Origin of the sequence: Streptomyces sp. NBC_01116, assembly GCF_041435495.1 — a bacterium.
GTDB lineage: Bacteria > Actinomycetota > Actinomycetes > Streptomycetales > Streptomycetaceae > Streptomyces.
Genome location: NZ_CP108644.1, coordinates 4775516 through 4794290, shown reverse-complemented (window position 1 = coordinate 4794290; position 18775 = coordinate 4775516). Strand labels below are relative to the sequence as shown.

The 18775-nt window shown below is 71.0% G+C and carries 15 protein-coding genes and 1 pseudogene; 10 read left to right on the top strand and 6 right to left on the bottom strand.

Annotation, left to right across the window (positions count from 1 at the left end):
* Positions 1-27 precede the first annotated feature (27 nt).
* Positions 28-1605, top strand: coding sequence for a PTS transporter subunit EIIC (locus tag OG245_RS20930; RefSeq protein WP_371625014.1), 1578 nt, complete (start codon positions 28-30; stop codon positions 1603-1605).
* Between the two features lie 188 nt (positions 1606-1793).
* The gene (locus OG245_RS20925) at positions 1794-2441 is read left to right on the top strand and encodes an NADPH-dependent F420 reductase (RefSeq protein WP_371625013.1); all 648 of its coding nucleotides are present in this window, start codon (positions 1794-1796) and stop codon (positions 2439-2441) included.
* Here the strand turns inward: OG245_RS20925 and OG245_RS20920 are convergent.
* Positions 2438-3052, bottom strand: coding sequence for a Uma2 family endonuclease (locus tag OG245_RS20920; RefSeq protein ID WP_371625012.1), 615 nt, complete (start codon positions 3050-3052; stop codon positions 2438-2440). The two genes, OG245_RS20925 and OG245_RS20920, sit on opposite strands and share 4 nt — an antisense overlap.
* 523 nt (positions 3053-3575) lie before the next feature.
* Between OG245_RS20920 and OG245_RS20915 the strand changes: the two genes are divergently transcribed.
* Complete coding sequence (locus OG245_RS20915; protein ID WP_371625011.1) at positions 3576-3929, top strand: PRC-barrel domain-containing protein; 354 nt, start codon at positions 3576-3578, stop codon at positions 3927-3929.
* A 168-nt stretch (positions 3930-4097) separates the two neighbouring features.
* Here the strand turns inward: OG245_RS20915 and OG245_RS20910 are convergent, their stop codons facing one another.
* From OG245_RS20910 to OG245_RS20900, 3 genes are read right to left on the bottom strand one after another with little or no spacing between them, the layout of a single operon-like run.
* A complete protein-coding gene (locus OG245_RS20910; RefSeq protein WP_371625010.1) occupies positions 4098-4763 on the bottom strand; it encodes a hypothetical protein in 666 nt (221 codons plus the stop codon).
* A gap of 33 nt (positions 4764-4796) precedes the next feature.
* Positions 4797-5033 (bottom strand): hypothetical protein, encoded by a 237-nt coding sequence (locus tag OG245_RS20905; RefSeq protein WP_371625009.1) that lies wholly within the window; start codon positions 5031-5033, stop codon positions 4797-4799.
* On the bottom strand, positions 5023-5265 hold the full coding sequence (locus OG245_RS20900; protein ID WP_371625008.1) for a hypothetical protein: 243 nt from the start codon (positions 5263-5265) through the stop codon (positions 5023-5025). Before OG245_RS20900 ends, OG245_RS20905 begins: the two co-directional genes overlap by 11 nt.
* A gap of 502 nt (positions 5266-5767) precedes the next feature.
* On the opposite strand from OG245_RS20900, the gene OG245_RS20895 reads away from it, so the two are divergent.
* A complete protein-coding gene (locus tag OG245_RS20895; protein ID WP_371625007.1) occupies positions 5768-6811 on the top strand; it encodes a LacI family DNA-binding transcriptional regulator in 1044 nt (347 codons plus the stop codon).
* A 236-nt stretch (positions 6812-7047) separates the two neighbouring features.
* Here OG245_RS20895 and OG245_RS20890 read toward each other — a convergent pair whose 3' ends face one another.
* On the bottom strand, positions 7048-9867 hold the full coding sequence (locus OG245_RS20890; RefSeq protein ID WP_371625006.1) for a glycosyl hydrolase: 2820 nt from the start codon (positions 9865-9867) through the stop codon (positions 7048-7050).
* A 235-nt stretch (positions 9868-10102) separates the two neighbouring features.
* Here OG245_RS20890 and OG245_RS20885 point away from each other — a divergent pair, with 235 nt between their 5' ends.
* The 5 genes from OG245_RS20885 to OG245_RS20865 all read left to right on the top strand — a co-directional run bounded on the left by OG245_RS20885 (position 10103) and on the right by OG245_RS20865 (position 16641).
* Positions 10103-11407: an ABC transporter substrate-binding protein gene (locus OG245_RS20885; protein WP_371625005.1), complete on the top strand. Its 1305-nt coding sequence runs from the start codon at positions 10103-10105 to the stop codon at positions 11405-11407.
* Positions 11408-11583: 176 nt separating this feature from the next.
* Complete coding sequence (locus OG245_RS20880) at positions 11584-12561, top strand: carbohydrate ABC transporter permease (RefSeq protein WP_371625004.1); 978 nt, start codon at positions 11584-11586, stop codon at positions 12559-12561.
* Complete coding sequence (locus OG245_RS20875; protein WP_371625003.1) at positions 12558-13478, top strand: carbohydrate ABC transporter permease; 921 nt, start codon at positions 12558-12560, stop codon at positions 13476-13478. Before OG245_RS20880 ends, OG245_RS20875 begins: the two co-directional genes overlap by 4 nt.
* A 113-nt stretch (positions 13479-13591) precedes the next feature.
* A complete protein-coding gene (locus OG245_RS20870; RefSeq protein ID WP_371625002.1) occupies positions 13592-15016 on the top strand; it encodes a GH1 family beta-glucosidase in 1425 nt (474 codons plus the stop codon).
* Between the two features lie 1031 nt (positions 15017-16047).
* Positions 16048-16641 carry a DUF417 family protein gene (locus OG245_RS20865; RefSeq protein ID WP_371625001.1) on the top strand — a complete coding sequence of 198 codons (594 nt, stop codon included), beginning with the start codon at positions 16048-16050 and terminating at the stop codon, positions 16639-16641.
* Between the two features lie 3 nt (positions 16642-16644).
* Here OG245_RS20865 and OG245_RS20860 read toward each other — a convergent pair whose 3' ends face one another.
* Positions 16645-18111: an MFS transporter gene (locus OG245_RS20860; protein WP_371625000.1), complete on the bottom strand. Its 1467-nt coding sequence runs from the start codon at positions 18109-18111 to the stop codon at positions 16645-16647.
* A gap of 371 nt (positions 18112-18482) precedes the next feature.
* Between OG245_RS20860 and OG245_RS20855 the strand changes: the two are divergent.
* Positions 18483-18767, top strand: a pseudogene (locus OG245_RS20855) (hypothetical protein); the annotation flags it as partial.
* Between the last annotated feature and the right edge of the window lie 8 nt (positions 18768-18775).

Here is an 18775-nt window from a genome sequence, read left to right as displayed (position 1 = left end):
CCCCCGCACAGCAAGGCACCAAGCACCATGGCCACAGAAGACAAGAACCGCGCCACCGCCGCCGCGATCCTGCCGCTCGTCGGCGGCGGGGCGAACGTCGCCTCCATCGCCCACTGCATGACCCGGCTCCGCCTCGGTCTGCACGACCGGTCCCTCGTCGACGACGAGGCGCTGAAGGCCCTGCCCGCCGTGATGGGCGTCGTCGAGGACGACACCTACCAGATCGTGCTGGGCCCGGGCACGGTCGCCCGGGTCACCCCGGAGTTCGAGCAGCTGGTCGAGGAGGCCCGCGAGGCCGCGCCCGCACCGGCCCCCGAGCCCGGTACGGCCCCCGTCTCCGCCGAGGAGCTGGCGGCCCAGGGCGCGGCGATCAAGGCCCAGCGGAAGGCGAAGAACGCCACCCCGTTCAAGCTGTTCCTGCGCAAGATCGCCAACATCTTCGTGCCGCTGATCCCGGCGCTGATCGGCTGCGGGATCATCGCGGGCCTCAACGGCCTGCTGGTGAACCTCCAGTGGCTGCCCGCCGTGACGCCCGCGCTGGCGGCGATGGCGTCCGGCTTCATGGCGCTGATCGCGGTGTTCGTCGGCTACAACACGGCGAAGGAGTTCGGCGGTACGCCGATCCTGGGCGGTGCGGTGGCGGCGATCATCGTCTTCCCGGGCGTCGCGAACATCGATGCCTTCGGCCAGACGCTCTCCCCGGGCCAGGGCGGTGTGCTCGGCGCGCTGGGCGCGGCGGTCCTCGCGGTGTACGTGGAGAAGTGGTGCCGCCGCTGGGTGCCGGAGGCCCTGGACGTCCTGGTCACCCCGACCCTGACGGTGCTGATCTCCGGCCTGGTGACGATCTTCGGCCTGATGTACGTGGCGGGCGAGGTGTCCTCCGCGATCGGCACGTTCGCCGACTGGCTGCTGTCCAACGGCGGCGCGGGCGCGGGCTTCGTGCTCGGCGGCCTGTTCCTGCCGCTGGTGATGCTCGGTCTGCACCAGGCGCTGATCCCGATCCACACCACGCTCATCGAGCAGCAGGGCTACACGGTCCTGCTCCCGATCCTCGCGATGGCCGGTGCGGGCCAGGTGGGCGCGGCGGTGGCCGTCTACTTCCGCCTCCCCCGCAACGAGTCGATCCGCCGCACCATCAAGTCGGCGCTCCCGGCGGGCCTGCTGGGCGTGGGCGAACCCCTGATCTACGGCGTCTCGCTCCCTCTCGGCCGCCCGTTCGTCACGGCGTGCGTCGGCGGCGCGTTCGGCGCGGGCTTCGTCGGCCTGTTCAACCAGCTCGGCGACACGGTCGGCTCGACGGCCATCGGCCCGTCCGGCTGGGCCCTGTTCCCCCTCCTCGACGGCAACCACGGCCTGGGCTCGACGATCGCGATCTACGCGGGCGGCCTGCTCGTCGGCTATGTCGCCGGGTTCGTCGCGACGTACTTCTTCGGATTCGGCAAGGACCTGCTGGCCGAGTTCAACGTCTCCCAGGAACCGGCCCCGTCCACGGTCGCCGCCCAGGGCAACACCCACCCCGTCACCTCGCCGGCCACCCCCGCCGGTCCCGGCTCCGACGGCACGGACCCCGGCGCCTCCCCGGCCAAGGCTCCGGCCGGCGTCTGACTCCGTCGTCCCCGGCGTCCTCCGGCCCCCGGCCCCCTGGGCCCGCCCGGCGCCCGGCACGCCCCCGGTTCTCCCCGTCTGCCACGGCGGTGAGAACCGGGGGCGTCCTGCGGACTACGCCTCAGGTACCGCCCCGCCCCGGTCTCCAGCCCGATACGCCCCAGGGCCCCGCTGGCTAGCGTCGCCCCATGCGTATAGGACTTCTCGGTACCGGAAATGTCGCCCGCGCCCTGGCCCACGGCTGGCGCACCGCAGGACACGACGTCCTCCTCGGATCACGTCGGCCCGAAGAACGCACCGGCCTCGGACTGCCCGTCGCCGGCCTCGACGAGACGGCCGCGCACGCGGAGGTGCTGGTCAACGCCACTCCTGGCGGAGTCTCCGTGGACCTGCTGCACTCCATCGGAGCCCCGGCGCTGGCCGGCACGCTGCTGATCGACGTCGGCGTCGGCCTCTCCGACGACTTCAGCGCGCTCACCCATCCCAACAGCAGCCTGGGCGAGCTGATCCAGGAGGCGTTCCCCCTGACTCCGGTCGTCAAGACGCTCTGCACGATGGACTCCACCACCATGACCGCCCCGGGCGAACTCACCGAGCCGGGCACGGTCTTCCTCTCCGGCGACGACGCCGAGGCCAAACGCACCACCGGCCGCCTGCTCACGGACCTCGGGTGGCCGGAGTCCGCCCAGATGGACATCGGCGGCATCACCACGGCGCGCGGCCAGGAGCACTTCGCGTTCCTCTTCATGGGCATCGCGGGCGGCGTGGGGTCCCACACCTTCAACATCAAGGTGGTCACCCGCCCGTCGGCGGAAACGGTCCAGAAGACGGTCTAGACGGCGGGCCCGGGGAACTCCCCGGTCATCAGCTGCACGTCGAACGGGGGCGGCACGGTCAGCGGCTTGCCGAACGGCACCGCGTCCGTGTCCTTGTACGTGCCGTCCTCGTTCGGTTCCGTGAACAGCGTGGCCATCGGGCCCCGGGTGTCGAACCGGTCGATCAGCAGGTACGTGGGGACTCCCGCGCGGGCATACGCGCGGTACTTCTTGGTGCGGTCCTCCCGCGCGTTCCCCCGCGAGGTGATCTCGACGACGAGCAGCGCCCGAGCCGCGTCCATCGGATCGCTGACCTCCGGATCGGCCGCCGCGATCAGCTCGGTCGGCATGACGACCAGATCGGGGACGTACAGCTTGCCGAGCGGGGCGACGTGGACACCGAGGGTCTGGTAGATCCCCAGTCCGTCGGGGAGGCCCCGGTAGAGGCGGCTCTGCACCGCCTCGGCGATGCCGTTGTGGTGCGCGTGCGGCGGTGGTACCAAGACGATCTGCCCCTCGTCGATCTCGGCGCGCCACCCTTCGGGCACGTCCAGTTCACGCCATGTCTGCAGCAGGTAGTCCCACGTGCGCCCATCCGAAGCCTGGCCGTTCTCGACGAACGCTGCGGTCATCGCGGGTCCCTTCTTCCGTGGCCTTGCCCAGCAGGCTAGATCGGAGGTTTCACGGCTGTCCGCCGTTCCTCCCAGCGTCCCACGAACGAGTGGCCCCGCACACGAAAACGCGCGGCGACCGCCGGTCGCGAGTGACACCCCGCCTCGTTCCCTGACCCGCTCTCCATCCCCCTTCTCCGCCCGGTCGGGGAAATGTACCGACACCCTTCACATGTGGGCAGAGCGTTACCGGGAACGTGAATGCGCAGAGGTTGATCATCGTGGTCCGCTGATTCTCGTTGGCGCTGTGGCTCATAGGATTCTTCGTCCGCCCAGCCGCGAGCGGTGGCCGACGAGCTCGCCGGCATCGCCGACAATCCTCCCCTGAGCGGCGGAAACGAAAGCGGGACCGAATTTCCCAGGTGTACGCCGACTCTCCCCGGGCACACGGAGTTCAGCGGAAATATGTTCAGCGAACTTATCCATTACGCATCGCCGATCCGCCACAGGAATATGCTGGGCGGCCTTCGCGAAAGGAGCCACAATGAGCGAATCCCTGTGGGGATATCAGCCGTCGAGCGGTCACACCGCGGGCGCCGATCTGACCGGCTATTCGGTCGAGGCCACCGACGGCAGTATCGGAAAGATCGACAAGCATTCCGACGAGGTGGGCTCGGCCTATCTGCTCGTCGACACCGGAGTCTGGATCTTCGGCAAGGACGTCCTGCTGCCCGCGGGCACGGTGAAGCGCATCGACACCGAGGACCGGAAGGTCTACGTCGGCCTCACCAAGGAACAGGTCAAGGACTCCCCGGAGTTCGACCGCCACCAGCAGACCGACGACCCGGCCTACCACGAGCAACTGTCCGCGTACTACCTGGCGTATCGCGTCATGTGACCCGCGTACGCCCCCGGAACGGCGGCGGGCCCGACCCCGAGGAGGGGCCGGCCCCGTCGCCTCGTGCGTGGCGTCCCGCGAGCGGACGACTCCGATGATGCGACCCCACGGCCCTCAGGCCACCAGGCCCGACCGGACCACCGGGTCGGACCGGACCGCCGGGTCCGATCAGACCACCAGGTCGGACCAGAACGGCACCCGGTCACCGGCCGCCGGCTCCTGCCACCTCTCCGCGGCCCCCGCCCCGTCCGCGTCCTCCTCCACGAACTCCAACTCCACCCACTCCTCCAGGTTCCGGCCGTAGTGGATGGTGTCCCCGCCGACCACCGAGAGCACCGGGCTGCCGTGAGCCGCCACCCCGGGCAGTGCCCCTGCCGCCCCTCCCGGCCCCCGCGACGGCAGGTAACGGTGGGAGTGGAGCGGGATCAGCCTCGGCGCGGAGGCGAGCGCGGCCCGTGCCGCCACGACGGCCTCCGCCGGATCCGCCGGGCGCGGCCCCCACCGGCCACCGGGGAGCCACCAGCCGTGCTCCACCGAGAACAGCAGCCCGTCGACCGGCCACTCCAGCCGCTCCCGGATGAGGTCCGGGTCGCCGTCCCGCCAGTCGGTCCACGGGTTCCGCGGGGAGGCGTCCTCATCCGGCGGCTCCGCCCGGCCCACCGGCAGCGCGGCCGCCAGGAAGGCCCGGTGGTCGTCGGCGAACACGATGCCGTACTCCGCCTCGATCCGGTCGAACTCCGCGTCGGCAAGCCCCGGCGCCAGCTCGCACACGCCCAGCTCGGCCAGACGGCGCGCCGCCCGCGCTCCCGCCCGTACTCCCTCGTCACCGGTCATCGGGGCAGCGTAGCGGCCACGCCCCGGCCGGCCTCAACGCGGCAGCTGCCCCTTCCTGTTGATCTCCGTCACCCGGGCCCGCAGCACCACTCCCGGTGACGCCGGACGCACCGCATCCGGCGGGCAGTCCCACTCCGGCCCGCCGCCGGGCGGCCGCAGCCGCACGTTCGGCCCGGCCCGGCCCGTCACCCGGCCGACCCGTCCGTCCCGCGCGTCCACGGCGAACCCGCCCGCCTCGGGGGCACCCGGCTCATGTCCCTCACCCGTCATGACCGCTCTCCTTCTCCGCCAGCACCTCGCACAGCCGCAACGCGGTGTCGATGTTGCAGCGGCCCAGGTCGACCAGGGGCACCGGTTCGTCACCCGCACACGAGACCGGATCGATCCGCAGGGACGGCAGCTTCACCCCGCATTCCGCAAGCCCTTCCTTCAGCCGCTCCACGGCGTCCTCCGCCATCCGCACTCGGTCCGCCGCCGCCCTGCGCCGCTCCATCGCTTCCATGCCGCACACCTTCCACTCTGAGTGATGGCCATGCATACCCAGCGTGTCCAACGCGCAGTTGGCCCGGAAGAGGCGCAGTTCGGGCAACCGCTTCATCACTACCGACGGTTACTTCCACGCGGCTGCCGCCGGACTCCTCCGCGACTCTCCCGCCGGGCGGATCCGCCGCGCCTCCGGGCCCGCCGATGGAAGCGCTCTCACTGCTCTCAGCGCTGTCGGTGCCCGGCGCTAAGGGCTGTCCCGTGATCCCTGGTGGATCAGCGTGCGGCGTCGGATGCGGTGCATCGCAAGGCGGAGGGACGTCCGCATACTGGATGTATGGGGATGTTCCGACAACGCGGCGAGGTGCCGTAGCTGTCGTCGCGCGCCCGCCAGGGATGACGGGACAGCCCTTAGGCTGTAGAGAATCCGGCGGCGACACCGAGCACGCGCACAGCACCCCGCGCACCCTCACGCACAGCCCGCGTATCGCCGCCCCCGTCGACGACGAGGAGCGACCGCCTTGCCCGAGCAGTCCCCCGGGTCCCGGCCCACCCTGGAAGCCGTCGCGGCACGTGCGGGGGTGTCGCGGGCCACCGCCTCGCGGGTCGTCAACGGGGGCGACGGAGTCCGCAAGCCGCTCGTGGACAAGGTGCTCAAGGCCGTCGACGAGCTGGGCTACATCCCGAACCACGCGGCCAGGACCCTGGTGACCCGGCGGACGGGAGCGGTGGCCGTCGTCATCGCGGAGCCGGAGATACGGATCTTCTCCGACCCCTTCTTCTCCCAGCAGATCCGGGGCATCAGCAAGGAGCTGACCGCCCACGACACCCAGCTCGTCCTGCTGCTGGTGGAGGGGCCCGGTGACTTCGACCGGATCGCGCGGTATCTGTCCGGCGGACACGTCGACGGGGCGCTGGCGTTCTCGCTGCACACCGACGACCCGCTGCCCGCGATCACCCGGCGGGCGGGGATTCCCGCGGTGTACGGGGGCCGGCCCAGCTGGACCGCCGATCCCGGGGACCAGGCCGTCCCGTATGTGGACGCGGACAACCGGGGCGGCGCGCGGCTGGCCGTGCGGTATCTGATGGACCTCGGGCGGGAGCGGATCGCGCACATCGGCGGACCGCCCGACCAGACCTCGGCGATGGACCGCCTCGACGGCTACCGGGACGTCCTGCCGGACGTGGACCCGACGCTCGTCGCCGAGGGCGCGTTCACCGTGGAGAGCGGGGCGCGCGCGATGGCGGAGCTGCTGGAGCGACGGCCCGACCTGGACGCGGTGTTCGCGGCGAACGACCTGATGGCGTCGGGTGCGTTGCGCGTGCTGCGGGAGCGCGGAGTGGCCGTGCCGGAGCAGGTGGCGATCGTCGGGTTCGACGACATGGACTCGGTGGCCGAGACCACCGATCCGCCGCTGACCACGGTCAGCCAGGACATCGAGGGGCAGGGACGGCTGATGGCCCGCCTGCTGCTGCGCGGCCTGGACCGGGACCGGACGGGCAACGGCCCGGCGCCCGACTCGGTGATCACCCCGACGACACTCGTGCGACGGGCCTCGGCCTGATCGCCGAGCAGGCGCGAGCGTGCGTGCAAGCGCGCAGAAGTACAGGGCACAGAGGTGCGGGAGCACAGAAGTGCGGAAGTACGGCGGGCCTCCGCCCTGAGGAGCCGGAGACCCGCCGCACGAATCGTGCCCGTACAGTCACGTCCTACACGCACATATCCCGCCACTTATCCGCACGGGATCGCGCGACCTGCCTGTACGGGGTCCGCTGCCCCACACGTGCGGGGTCGCGTGTCCTACACGTACGGGATCTTCAGGACGGCCGCGTCCGTGCCGGTCTGCACCTGGGACGTGCCGCTGCCGAGCGCGTTCCAGACCTCCAGGCGGACCGTGCCGTTCCTCAGTTCGCCCAGGCTCCCGGTGACGGCCCGCGTACCGGACGCCTGCGTGTACTCCTCCCACCCGTTGACCGGGTCCGTCGCGAAGTAGCGGAAGGTCTCGGCCCGGTCGAACGTGCCGTCGCCGGTCAGGTCGTAGCTGACCCGGACCTGCGGGGCGAGCCCGACCTTCGTGCCCGCGTCCACCCGGAGGCGGAACGTGGTGGCCACGCCGGAGGCGACCTTGCCGTTGACCTTCTTCACCTCGTAGACGGTCGGCCGGTACGGAGTGCCGTCCCGGTTGACGCCGTCCGCCGAGGCGATGGTGTCCGCGCCCGCCGGTTCGGTGGTGGCGGTGGTGAGGACGCCGCCGGACTTCAGGCGGAAGGTGTTCCCGGTGGGCGGCTCGCCGGGCTCCTCCGGGCCGGGGCCGCCGGGACCCGTGCTGGTGGCCGTCGAACGGGCCGGTACGGAGAGGGACTTGCCGTCGGAGAAGGTCACCGTACGGGCGGTGGAACCGTGGTTGTGCGCGGTGTAGGTGCGGGTGCCGCCCTTCGAGAAGACGGCGGAGGTGGGCAGGTCGCCGCTGACCGTCATGTCGGGCGCGCCGACCGTGTTCAGGGTGGTGATCCAGTGGTAGGTGTGCGCCTTGGACTCACCCTGCTCCGGGGTGTAGTTCCCGTTCACCGCGTCCCACTTGGCCTTCGCCGCCGCCGGGTCCGACAGCGACTCGAACTGCCAGAGCAGGTCGCGCCACTCCTGGGCGGGTCCGCCGTTCTCACGCTCCATCTCGGCGATGTTCCGCTTGATGGCGGCCTTCTCGCGGGCCAGGTGGAGTGAACCGCCGGTCACGGGGAGGACGTTGATGCCGTGGATCTCCTCCGGGTTGGCGGTCCACCAGGTGGAGTACGCGCCGCCGCTGCCCCAGACCATGCCGACCGTGTCGTGGCCGAAGGAGGCGGGGAAGACCTGCTGCGAGGCGTCGAACCAGTACTGGGTGATCGCCTCGGACTCGGTGGTCAGCAGGAAGCTGCCGAGGTCGCGGAGGGCGGTGTCACCGGTGGCCGCGCCCCAGAGGACCAGTCCGGCGCTCAGGTTGATGGACTCGGACGAGGACTCCTGGTTGTTGCCCGCCGCGAAGCCCTGGTGGCCGGAGGCCCAGCTGTGGCCCGCGTACACGTCGAAGCCGCGCAGGAAGGGGTAGGCGGAGTCGGTGCGGCTGGGGTTGGCGGTGTCGCGGATCAGATGCTTGATCATCGTGCCCCAGGCGGAGTCGGCGGTCCATGCCTGGTCGTACTGGGCGATGACCGCCGCCGCGTAGACGTAGTAGCTGTAGTGGAAGTGGTGGTCGTTCAGCTCGGTGTCGCTGCCGTACGAGGCCGGGTAGCCGGTGAGGGTCTTCCAGTCCTTGTCGTAGCTGAACTCACTGGCCCCGCCCGCCGTGAACCACTCCTGGAGCCGGCCCTTCATCAGGCCGAGGAGCTTGTCGCGGGTGGCGGTCTCGCCGATCTGGTCGGCGACGGGCACCAGCTGGGCGAGGCGGCCGAGCGCCTTGCCGGTCCAGTAGGTGTCGGCGGCCCCGGAGAACGGGTCGGAGGCGTTGGCGACCTCGTTGAGATAGCCGGTCAGCCGGGCCTTGTCGACCCCGCCGGCGGCGGGCAGCGCGGGTACGACGCCGTTGTTCTTCTGGCTGGTGGTGAAGGTGGCGGACTCGCGCACCTTCATCGTGCCGCGCGGCGAGACGTAGGTGTACGGGGTCAGCGCGTCGGTGGTGTGCAGCCACTGGTGGCGGTAGAGGGCCTGGAGCGTGCCGCGTTCGGTGCCCTCCTTGGCCTCGGTCGTCAGGCTGTAGGTCGCCTTCACCGTGCCACCGGTGGACTGCCAGGCCACCTGGGAGCCGGTGACGAAGCTGAAGGCGTACTTCCGGTAGGTCGCGAGCGCGTCCGTGGAGGGCAGCACGGCGAGCGAGAAGTAGTCCTTGGAGCCGAGCCCTGCCGTGATCGCGGTGCCGGAGACGTTCCAGTCGCTGCCGGTCGGGGCGAAGAGGGCGTAGTGGTGTCCGGCGACGGTGATGCCGAGGACGTTGCCCTGGTCGGAGAAGACGGTGGGTGCGGAGGCGGTGGTGATGCGGGCGTCGCCGCCGGAGCCCTTGGCGTACACGAAGGGCATGCCGTGGCCGATGGTGGCCCGGAAGGTGCGGGAGCCGTCGGCCCAGTAGGGCGTCACCGTCCAGTCGGACCAGGCGTCGGCCTTGGTGTCGGGCGAGTTCAGGCCGCTGAGGCCGACGGTCAGGTCGGCCTTGTGGGCGTACTCGTACTGGCGGCCGTCGCCGACGATCGCTGGCGTGGTCGGGTAGCCGACCTCCAGGCCGGAGGCCTTGGCCTGGTAGGTGAGCGGGTGACCGTACATGGGCGTGCTGTACGGGTTGTCGCCGTAGCGCTGGTAGGCGAGCGAGGACCACCAGTCGTTGGTCGGGACCGGCTTGTCCCGTGCGGCGGCGGTGAGCTTGGGGGTGACGGGCGCGCCGGTGTTGGTGGTCGGGCCCGAGGTACCGGCGGGGCGGGAGTCGGAGTAGCTGCCGGCGCCGGCGGGGATGGTGGCGGCGGCAGCGGGCGATGCGGCGGGGCCCAGGCCCACGGCGGCCACGGCGATGGCGAGGAGCGTCGCCGCGGCGGGTCTGGAGGCGAGTCGGGGGGCCAGTCTGGAGAGGGAGGTTCGCACGAGCAGCACCTCGATCATGGGGGGCGAAGAGCGCGTTCGAGAGCGCTCTCAAGTGCCAAGGAACGTAAAACTCCTGAAACGTGAGTGTCAAGAGAACGCACACAGAGGGCAGTTGGGCGGGCATCGGACGTAACCCCAAGCCGTTATGTGTTCGAGTCTTGACGGGGCGGGGGCGGTGGGGGACGCTCCAGACGCAGGTTTTGAGAGCGCTCTCAAGGCGCTCGGTTCATCCCGAAGCCAAGGGAGGCTTCCCATGCCCATCGCCCGAGCCGCCAAGAGAGCCACCACCCGCCTCGGCGCCGTCGTCCTCGCCGGCGCCCTCCTCGCCGCCTGCGGAGGCGGCGACGCGTCGGACTCCTCCGACAGCGCGGGCGGAAAGGTCACGCTCAACGTCGACCTCTTCGGGTCCTTCGGCTTCAAGGAGGCCGGGCTGTACGAGGAGTACCAGAAGCTCAACCCGGACATCACGATCAAGCAGAGCGACACCCAGGACGAGGCGGACTACTGGAAGTCGCTCCAGACCCGGCTGGCGGGCGGCGGCGGTCTCGCGGACGTGCAGGGCGTCGAGGTGGGCCGGATCGCGTCGGTCACCCAGCAGCAGGCGGACAAGTTCCAGGACCTGAAGGAGTTCGGGGCGGACAAGCTCAAGGGCGAGTTCGCCGAGGCCAAGTGGTCGGCGGCGACCACGAAGGACGGCAAGATCCTCGGCCTCGGCACGGACGTCGGTCCCGAGGCCATGTGCTACCGCACCGACCTCTTCGAGCAGGCCGGGCTGCCCACCGACCGCGAGGAGCTCGCACAGAAGTGGGCCACCTGGGACGGCTACCTGGAGCTGGGCAAGCAGTACAAGAAGAAGGCCCCCGCCAAGAGCGCCTGGCTGGACAGCGTCGGCTCGCTCTACGGGATCATGATCGGCCAGGAGAAGGAGCGGTACTACGACGCCTCCGGCGAGCTGATCTACGACAAGAACCCGGCGGTCGAGGAAGCCTGGGACACCTCCGTGGCGGCGGCCGAGGCGGGCCTGAGCGCCAAGCTCGACCAGTGGTCCCCGCAGTGGAACCAGGCGTTCGCGGCCGGTTCGTTCGCCACCATCCCCTGCCCGGCCTGGATGCTCGGCTACATCAAGGGCCAGGCCGGTGACGGCGGCCAGGGCAAGTGGGACATCGCCAAGCTGCCCGGCGGCGCGGGCAACTGGGGCGGCTCCTACCTCTCCGTCCCGCGTGCGGCCAAGCACAAGAAGGAGGCGTACCAGCTGATCGAGTGGCTGACCGCCCCCGAGCAGCAGGCGAAGGTCTTCCAGAAGCAGGGCAACTTCCCGTCCTCGACGGGCGCCATCGAGACGATCGCGGGCGCGAAGGACGAGTACTTCTCGGGTGCGCCGATCGGCCAGATCTTCGGTGACGCCGCCAAGGAGTCCCCGGTCCAGGTGCTGGGCGTGCACGACCAGAACGTGATGCAGCAGATCACGAACGCGCTGAGCGAGGTCGAGCGCAAGGGCACCTCGTCCGACAAGGCGTGGCAGACGGCGAAGAAGGGCGTGGACAACGTGATCGGCTGACGCCGCTCACCGCTCCACCACCTCGCCCCCGCCGGTCAGGGGCCGGTCCGCCCGCGCACGGCGGATGGACCGGCCCCACCGCCGTACCCGCCGTGCTCTCCCCGTACCGCTCTCCTACCGCGCCTCGCCCCGCTCCGTAGTGTCCCCGCCCGCTCCCGATCCCGAAGGGCCGCACCGTGTCCCTCACCGCCACCGCGAAGGCCGGGCCCCGCCCGTCCGGAACCGGGTCCGGCCCCGACGACGGCCGGGCCGCCGCCCTCCGGCGCACCTGGCGCAAGGCCTCCCCGTACGCCTACATCGCCCCCTTCTTCACCCTCTTCCTGGCCTTCGGCCTCTTCCCGCTCCTCTACACGGCGTTCGTCTCGCTCTACCGGGTCGAACTCCAGACGAGCGGCGAGATGGAGTGGCGGGGCATCGCCAACTACACGGCGCTGTTCACCGACGAGTACTTCTGGATCTCGCTGCGCAACACGTTCACGATCGGCGTGCTGTCCACGGTCCCGCAGCTCGCGATGGCCCTCGGCCTCGCGCACCTGCTCAACTACAAGCTGCGCGGCCGGACCTTCATCCGGACCGCGATCCTGCTCCCGTACGCCACGTCGGTGGCCGCGGCCACGCTCGTCTTCGCGCAGCTCTTCGGCCGGGACTTCGGGCTGATCAACTACGTGATCGGGCTGGTGGGCTTCGATCCGGTGGACTGGCAGACCGGCACGGTCGCCTCGCAGATCGCGGTCTCCACCATCGTGATCTGGCGCTGGACCGGGTACAACGCGCTGATCTATCTGGCGGGCATGCAGTCGATCCCGCACGAGCTGTACGAGGCGGCGGAGATGGACGGGGCGTCGCGCTGGCGGCAGTTCCTCCACGTCACGCTCCCCGGGCTCCGCCCCACGATCGTCTTCACGGTGATCATCTCGACGATCGGCGCGACCCAGCTCTTCGGCGAGCCGCTGCTGTTCGAAGGATCGATCTCCGGCGGTATCTCGCACCAGTACCAGACCCTCGGCCTGTACATGTACGAGCAGGGCTGGGGCTTCTTCCACCTGGGCCGGGCCGCGGCCATCGCCTGGGTGATGTTCGTCCTGATCGTGGTGCTCGTCGGGGCCAACGCCCTGATCGCGCGCCGCCGCGCCGCCAAGGAGGCCGGCCGATGACCGCGCTCGCCGCACCGCCGAACGCGCCCGGGAAGGGCCGCATGCCGCAGGACCCGCCGGGCAGGCGCACCCGCAGGGTGGGCAAGGGGGGCGCGGGCCGCACGATGAAGGGCGGCTGGCTGTCCTACCTCATCCTCGGCTTCGCGCTGCTGATCTCCGCGTTCCCGTTCTACTGGACGATCGTCGCGGCCAGCCGGTCCAACGCGGACCTGGCGCAGGTGCCGCCGAGCCTGCTGCCGGGACCGAACCTGATCAAGAACTTCGAGCAGGTCCTCGAAGAGGCGGACATCGGCAAGGCGCTGCTGAACTCGCTGATCGTGTCGTCGTCGATCACGCTCGGCACGGTGCTGTGCTGCACGCTCGCCGGATTCGCCTTCGCCAAGCTGAGGTTCCGGGGCAGGGGCGCGCTGCTGACGCTGACGATCGGGACGATGATGATCCCGCCGCAGCTCGGCGTCATCCCGCTCTTCATGCTGATCGCCGAGCTCCAGTGGGTGAACCAGCTCCAGGCGGTGATCCTGCCGGGCCTGGTGTCGGCCTTCGGCGTGTTCTTCATGCGCCAGTACCTGGTGCAGTCGCTGCCGGACGAGCTGATCGAGGCGGCCCGGGTGGACGGGGCGTCAACGGCCCGGATCTTCTGGTCGATCGTGATCCCGATCGCGCGGCCGGGGATGGCGGTGCTCGGGATGCTGACGTTCATGACGGCGTGGAACGACTTCTTCTGGCCGATCATCGCGCTGTCCTCGCAGGAGCCGACCGTGCAGGTCGCGCTGCGTCAGCTCGGCGGCGGTTACGTCAACGACCAGTCGGTGATCATGGCCGGCACGCTGCTCGGCACGCTGCCCGTGCTGTTGGTCTTCGGCCTGCTGGGCCGGCAGATCGTCGGCGGCATCATGCAGGGCGCGGTCAAGGGCTGACGCGCGCCCTCCTCCTCTTCCCTTCTCCTTCCTCCTTCTCCGGCTTCCTCCTTACTCCTTCCTCCTTCTCCGGCTCCGTCCGCCTCCTCCCCTCACTCTGGAGTGTCCGTCTCATGACCGCTGTCGATGCCCGCCCGGCGACCGCCACAGGCGCCCTCACCGAGACCGGTACGGTGCTCCGCTTCCCGACCGGGTTCCGGTGGGGCACGGCCACCGCCGCGTACCAGATCGAGGGCGGGGCCGCCGAGGACGGCCGTACGCCGTCCATCTGGGACACCTTCAGCCGGACACCCGGCAAGGTGCGCAACGGCGACACCGGAGACATCGCCGCCGACCATCTGCACCGGATGCCCGACGACGTGCGCCTGATGAAGGAACTCGGCGTCACGGACTACCGGTTCTCCGTCTCCTGGCCCCGGGTCCAGCCGACCGGCCGCGGCCCGGCCGTGGAGCGCGGCCTGGACTTCTACCGCCGCCTGGTGGACGAGCTGCTGGCGGCCGGGATCAGACCGGTCGCCACGCTCTACCACTGGGACCTGCCGCAGGAGCTGGAGGACGCGGGCGGCTGGCCGGAGCGGGACACGGCGCACCGGTTCGCGGAGTACGCGGGCCTGGTGGCCGGGGCGCTGGGCGACCGGGTGCCGACCTGGACGACGCTCAACGAGCCCTGGTGCGCGGCGTTCCTCGGGTACGGGAACGGGGTCCACGCCCCCGGCCGGACCAGCGACCTCGCGGCCCTGCGCGCCGCCCACCACCTGAACCTGGCGCACGGCGCGGGCGCCCGCGTCCTCCGCGACCTCCTGCCGGACACCGCCGAGGTCTCCCTCACCCTGAACCTCCACGCGCTGCGCCCGCTGACGGACACGGAGGCGGACCGGGACGCGGTGCGCCGGATCGACGCGGTGGCGAACCGGATCTTCCTGGACCCGGTCTTCCACGGCCGGCTGCCGCAGGACCTGGTCGAGGACACGGCGGAGGTGACGGACTGGTCGTTCGTCCGGGACGGCGACCTGGCGGTGACGTCGACGCCGATCGACTCGCTGGGCATCAACTACTACTCCCCCAGCGTGGTTTCGGCGGGCGCGTCGGAGTCCCCGGCGCCGTGGGCGGGCGCGGAACAGCATGTGGCGTTCACCCCGGCGGCCGGCCCGCGCACCGCGATGGACTGGCCGGTCGACGCGAACGGCCTGTACGAGCTGCTGACCCACCTCCGCGACGAAATCCCGTCCGTGCCCCTGCTGGTGACGGAGAACGGGGCGGCGTACGACGACTACGCCGACCCGGAGGGCGAGGTCCACGATCCGGAGCGGGTGGCGTACCTGGACGCCCATCTGGCGGCGGTACACCGGGCGATCGCGGACGGGGCGGACGTGCGCGGGTACTTCCTGTGGTCGCTGCTGGACAACTTCGAGTGGGCGTACGGCTACAGCAAGCGGTTCGGCATCGTGCACGTGGACTTCGCGTCGCAGCGCCGCACGGCGAAGGACAGCGCGCGGTGGTACGCGGAGACGATCGCGCGGGGCGGCCTGGAGCGCTGAGCCGGAGGCGGAAGGAGCGGGGCGGAGGCGGGCGAGGTGGACGAGGCGGGCTGAGGTGAACTGAGGCGGGGCGGCTGATTGCCGCCTTCCCCCTTCCCCTTGCCCGCCTTCCCCTCGCCCGTCAGCCCCTCGCCCGCTTTTCCCTCGCCCGTCAGCCCCTTGCCCGCCGGCCCCTCGCCCGTCAGCCCATCGCCCGGCCCGCCTGGCGCCCGCCCACCCGCCGTGGACCTGGGCACCCGGCGTGGCGTCCGGCCGGGCCCCGGCCGGACGCCCGCGGGCCTGCGCGGCCGCACAGTACGGGCCATGAGAGTTTTCTCCCGGAATCGGCGGGGCCACTTTCGGCCGGATGAATCAGCGGTGAAGTCCCGCGTACCGGCGGGCAGCGGACCGGGCGGGCGGCAGAGCGCCCGCATGGCTCGAAGAGGCCGTGGGAGTACGGCCCGGCTCGCGCCCCCGGAACGCGCCTGGCCCCGGAGCCGGCAGAACGATGCTGCTCAGCAAAGGGGTGGGCCGGAACCCGTCCGGGCCGGTGAGCCGGGTGACGGCCCGGCCCGCACCGTCGGCCCGACCACCTGCGCGGCCGAGCGCCCGGGTTCCGCAGGCGTACGCGCCCAACGCCGGGCACCCTGATGCAACTTGGCGCGAATGCGTCACCTCCGGCAGAGGACGATCCGTACGCCTCTTGACCTCCGGACCCCCATCCGTATGGTCTAGACCAAGCAGTGAGAGGCAGTCGGCGGTGGTGATGACGCGCCGCCCCTGCCTCGCCCACGAACCAGGCCAGACGCGTTCGACCTCACCATCCCCACCGTCATCCCCACCTCCAACCCCATCTTCCGGATCCCCCGGATCCGCCATCAGCCGGCCGACAGAAGACCCCGGAATGACGGACCCGAGCGAAGGACCCGTCACCCCATGCGCCGAAGCGACAGCGTCGACGCTTCCCGCAAACGCCCTACAGGCGTCCGCGTACCCACGCGGGTCGCCCATGCACGCTTTCCCACCCCCACGGACACAGCGGGAGATCGCACATGAGGAGCCACACCGCCGAGCCGACCCTTCCCCCGCCCGGCAGCGCACCTGAACCTCCGTCCCGCACCAGCGGGTTCGGCCGGGAACGTCCGGCGGCAGCCGGTCCCCGAGCCCTTCAACGGCTGGCCGACCACGTCAACATGCGTGCCCTGGTCCTGCTGAGGGTGACGGTCGGGATCGTCTTCGTGGGTTTCGGAGTCCTGAAACTCTTCCCCTCCGCCAGCCCCGCGGAGCAACTGGCCGTCGACGCGGCGACGAAGATGACCCTGGGCCTCGTCCCGGAGACGGTGCTGCTGCTCTCCCTCGCGGCACTGGAGACGGCCATCGGCATCGGCCTGATCGCCGGCGGCCGCCTGCTGCGCCCCGCCCTCGTCGCGTTCTTCCTCCACATGGGCGGCGTGTTCTCGACCCTCGTCCTCCTCCCCGACGCGATGTGGCAGCCCCACTCCCCCGCGCCGACCATGGAAGGGCAGTACGTCGTCAAGAACGTGGTCCTGGTGGCGGTGTGCCTGGTCGTGGCCGCCGACGCCTGGGGAAGCCGCTCCAGGTCCGCGCGGTGTCCGGACGGCACCGACCGAACACCGCCGGGGTGAGGATCAGCCGACGTGGACCGGGACCTCGGCGGGCGCCTGCGGGCTGACCGGGGTGCGACGACCGCGGAGCATGGTCGCGGCGACGACCGCCGCGACCACCAGGGTGACGGCGGTGGCGAGGAACACCGCGGAGTAGCCCTCGGTGAGGGCGGCCGCCCGGCCGGAACCGGTGGAGGCGGACCGCTCGACGGCACCGAGGTAGATCGTGGTGAACACCGACAGGCCCACGCAGCCACCGATCTGCATGGCGGAGTTGACCAGGGCCGATGCCGCGCCGGCGTCGTGGTGACCGACGCCGGCGAGCGCGACGTTCTGCACCGGGATGATCACGAAAGCGATCCCGATGCCCACGACGACGAGACCGCCGAAGACCTCCGTCCAGTAACTTCCGTCGGCCGTGACGAAGGTCAGCCACAGCATCCCGGCCGCGGCGATCAACGGCCCACCGGTCATCAGGACCCGCGGCCCCCGGGTGGGCAGCAGCCTGGCGGCCACGGGTGCGGTGATCATGGTCGCGAAGGTCATCGCGAGGCTCGCGAGTCCGGCCGCCAGCGGGGAGAGCCCGAGCACGATCTGCAGGTGGAACATCAGGTAGAGGGTCATCCCGATGTAGACGGCGCCGATGGCCGCCTGGATGAGGAACGCTCCGGCGCGGGCGCGGTCACGCACGATGCGCAGCGGCAGCAGCGGCTGCGCGACGCGGGCCTCGATCCACACGAACGCCGCCAGCAGCACCAGGCCGCCGGCGAGGAAGCCGATGGTGTCCGGCTCGGCCCATCCGGACTCGGCCAGGGTGAACCCGTAGACCAGGGCGGCCAGGCCGAGGGTGACGGCGAGGGTGCCCCAGATGTCGTACCGGTTGTCGCCCTCGACCCGGCTCTCGGAGACGAACAGCAGCGCACCGATCAGGCCGGCCACGGCGAAGACGATGTTGACCAGCAGGCACCACCGCCAGTCCGCGTACTCGGTCAGGACGCCGCCCAGCGCCAGGCCCACCGCGGCTCCGGTTCCGGCGACGGTGCCGAAGACCGCGAACGCCGTTCCGCGCTCACGCCCGGCCGGGAAGGTGACCGTCAGCAGTGCGAGCGCGGCGGGGGCCAGCAGCGCCGCGAAGACGCCCTGCAGACCGCGCGCCGCGATCAGCTCGGTCCCGCTCTGCGCGAGACCGCCCCACACGGAGGCGGCGCCGAACCCGAGCATCCCGACCATGTAGCTGCGCTTGCGCCCCCAGTAGTCGGCGACGCGTCCGCCGAGCAGCAGCAGCGCGCCGAACGCCAGGACGTAGGCGGTGATGACCCACTGCCGCTCGGTGTCGCTCAGCTCCAGTTCGAGCTGGGCCTGGGGCAGGGCCACATTGACGATGGTCGCGTCGAGCACGACCACCAGCTGCGTCAGGGCGATCACCGCGAGCGCCCACCATCGGCGGGGATCGGGAGCCGTGGACGGGGACGGGGACGGCAAGACAGACATGAAGAAACCTCCGGGGTTCTGTCCAGATGAGCGCCGGAGGTTTCAAGCCTCGGACCAGGCACCGAAGGGCGGGGCCTGACCACCTCGGCCACGGGGCCGAGCCCGACCATCCTACCCACCGGTCCCGGCCCGGCCCGTGCCGAAGTCCTCCGTGATCCGGCTCACAGGGCCACGCTCCGGGATTGGGGAACGGGGCGTGTGCGGTTCCCGTACGAGCGGCTGGCGGCGATCAGCGCGGATAGACCTGACCCCACAGGCAGAACCGGGCAAAACCAGGCGAACTCAACCGCCAGGACGAACCGGCGCCTCCCGGAACCGATTCGCTGCGACAGAACCTGGACATGCGCAGGATCATTTCGAGAACGAGCCGCCCCAGCGTCTCCTTCGGCTCCGGCGCGGATGGCGTTGCCTCGCCCGTCGGCCAGGGCGGCGAGGACCCCATCAAGCTCTCCGGGTCCTCCGTCGCGTACGTCGGCATCAACGTCAAGACCACGGAGGGCGACGGCGGCAAGCAGTTCGAGCACGTCATCATCGCCACCACCGAGGAGGACCCCGACCCCGCCCAGGTCGAACTTCCCGACGCGCCCACCGTGGACAAGCCGATCGTCACCAACTGGTCCACCCAGCGCGACGAGACGATCCCGCGCGTCATCTGACGGCCGCT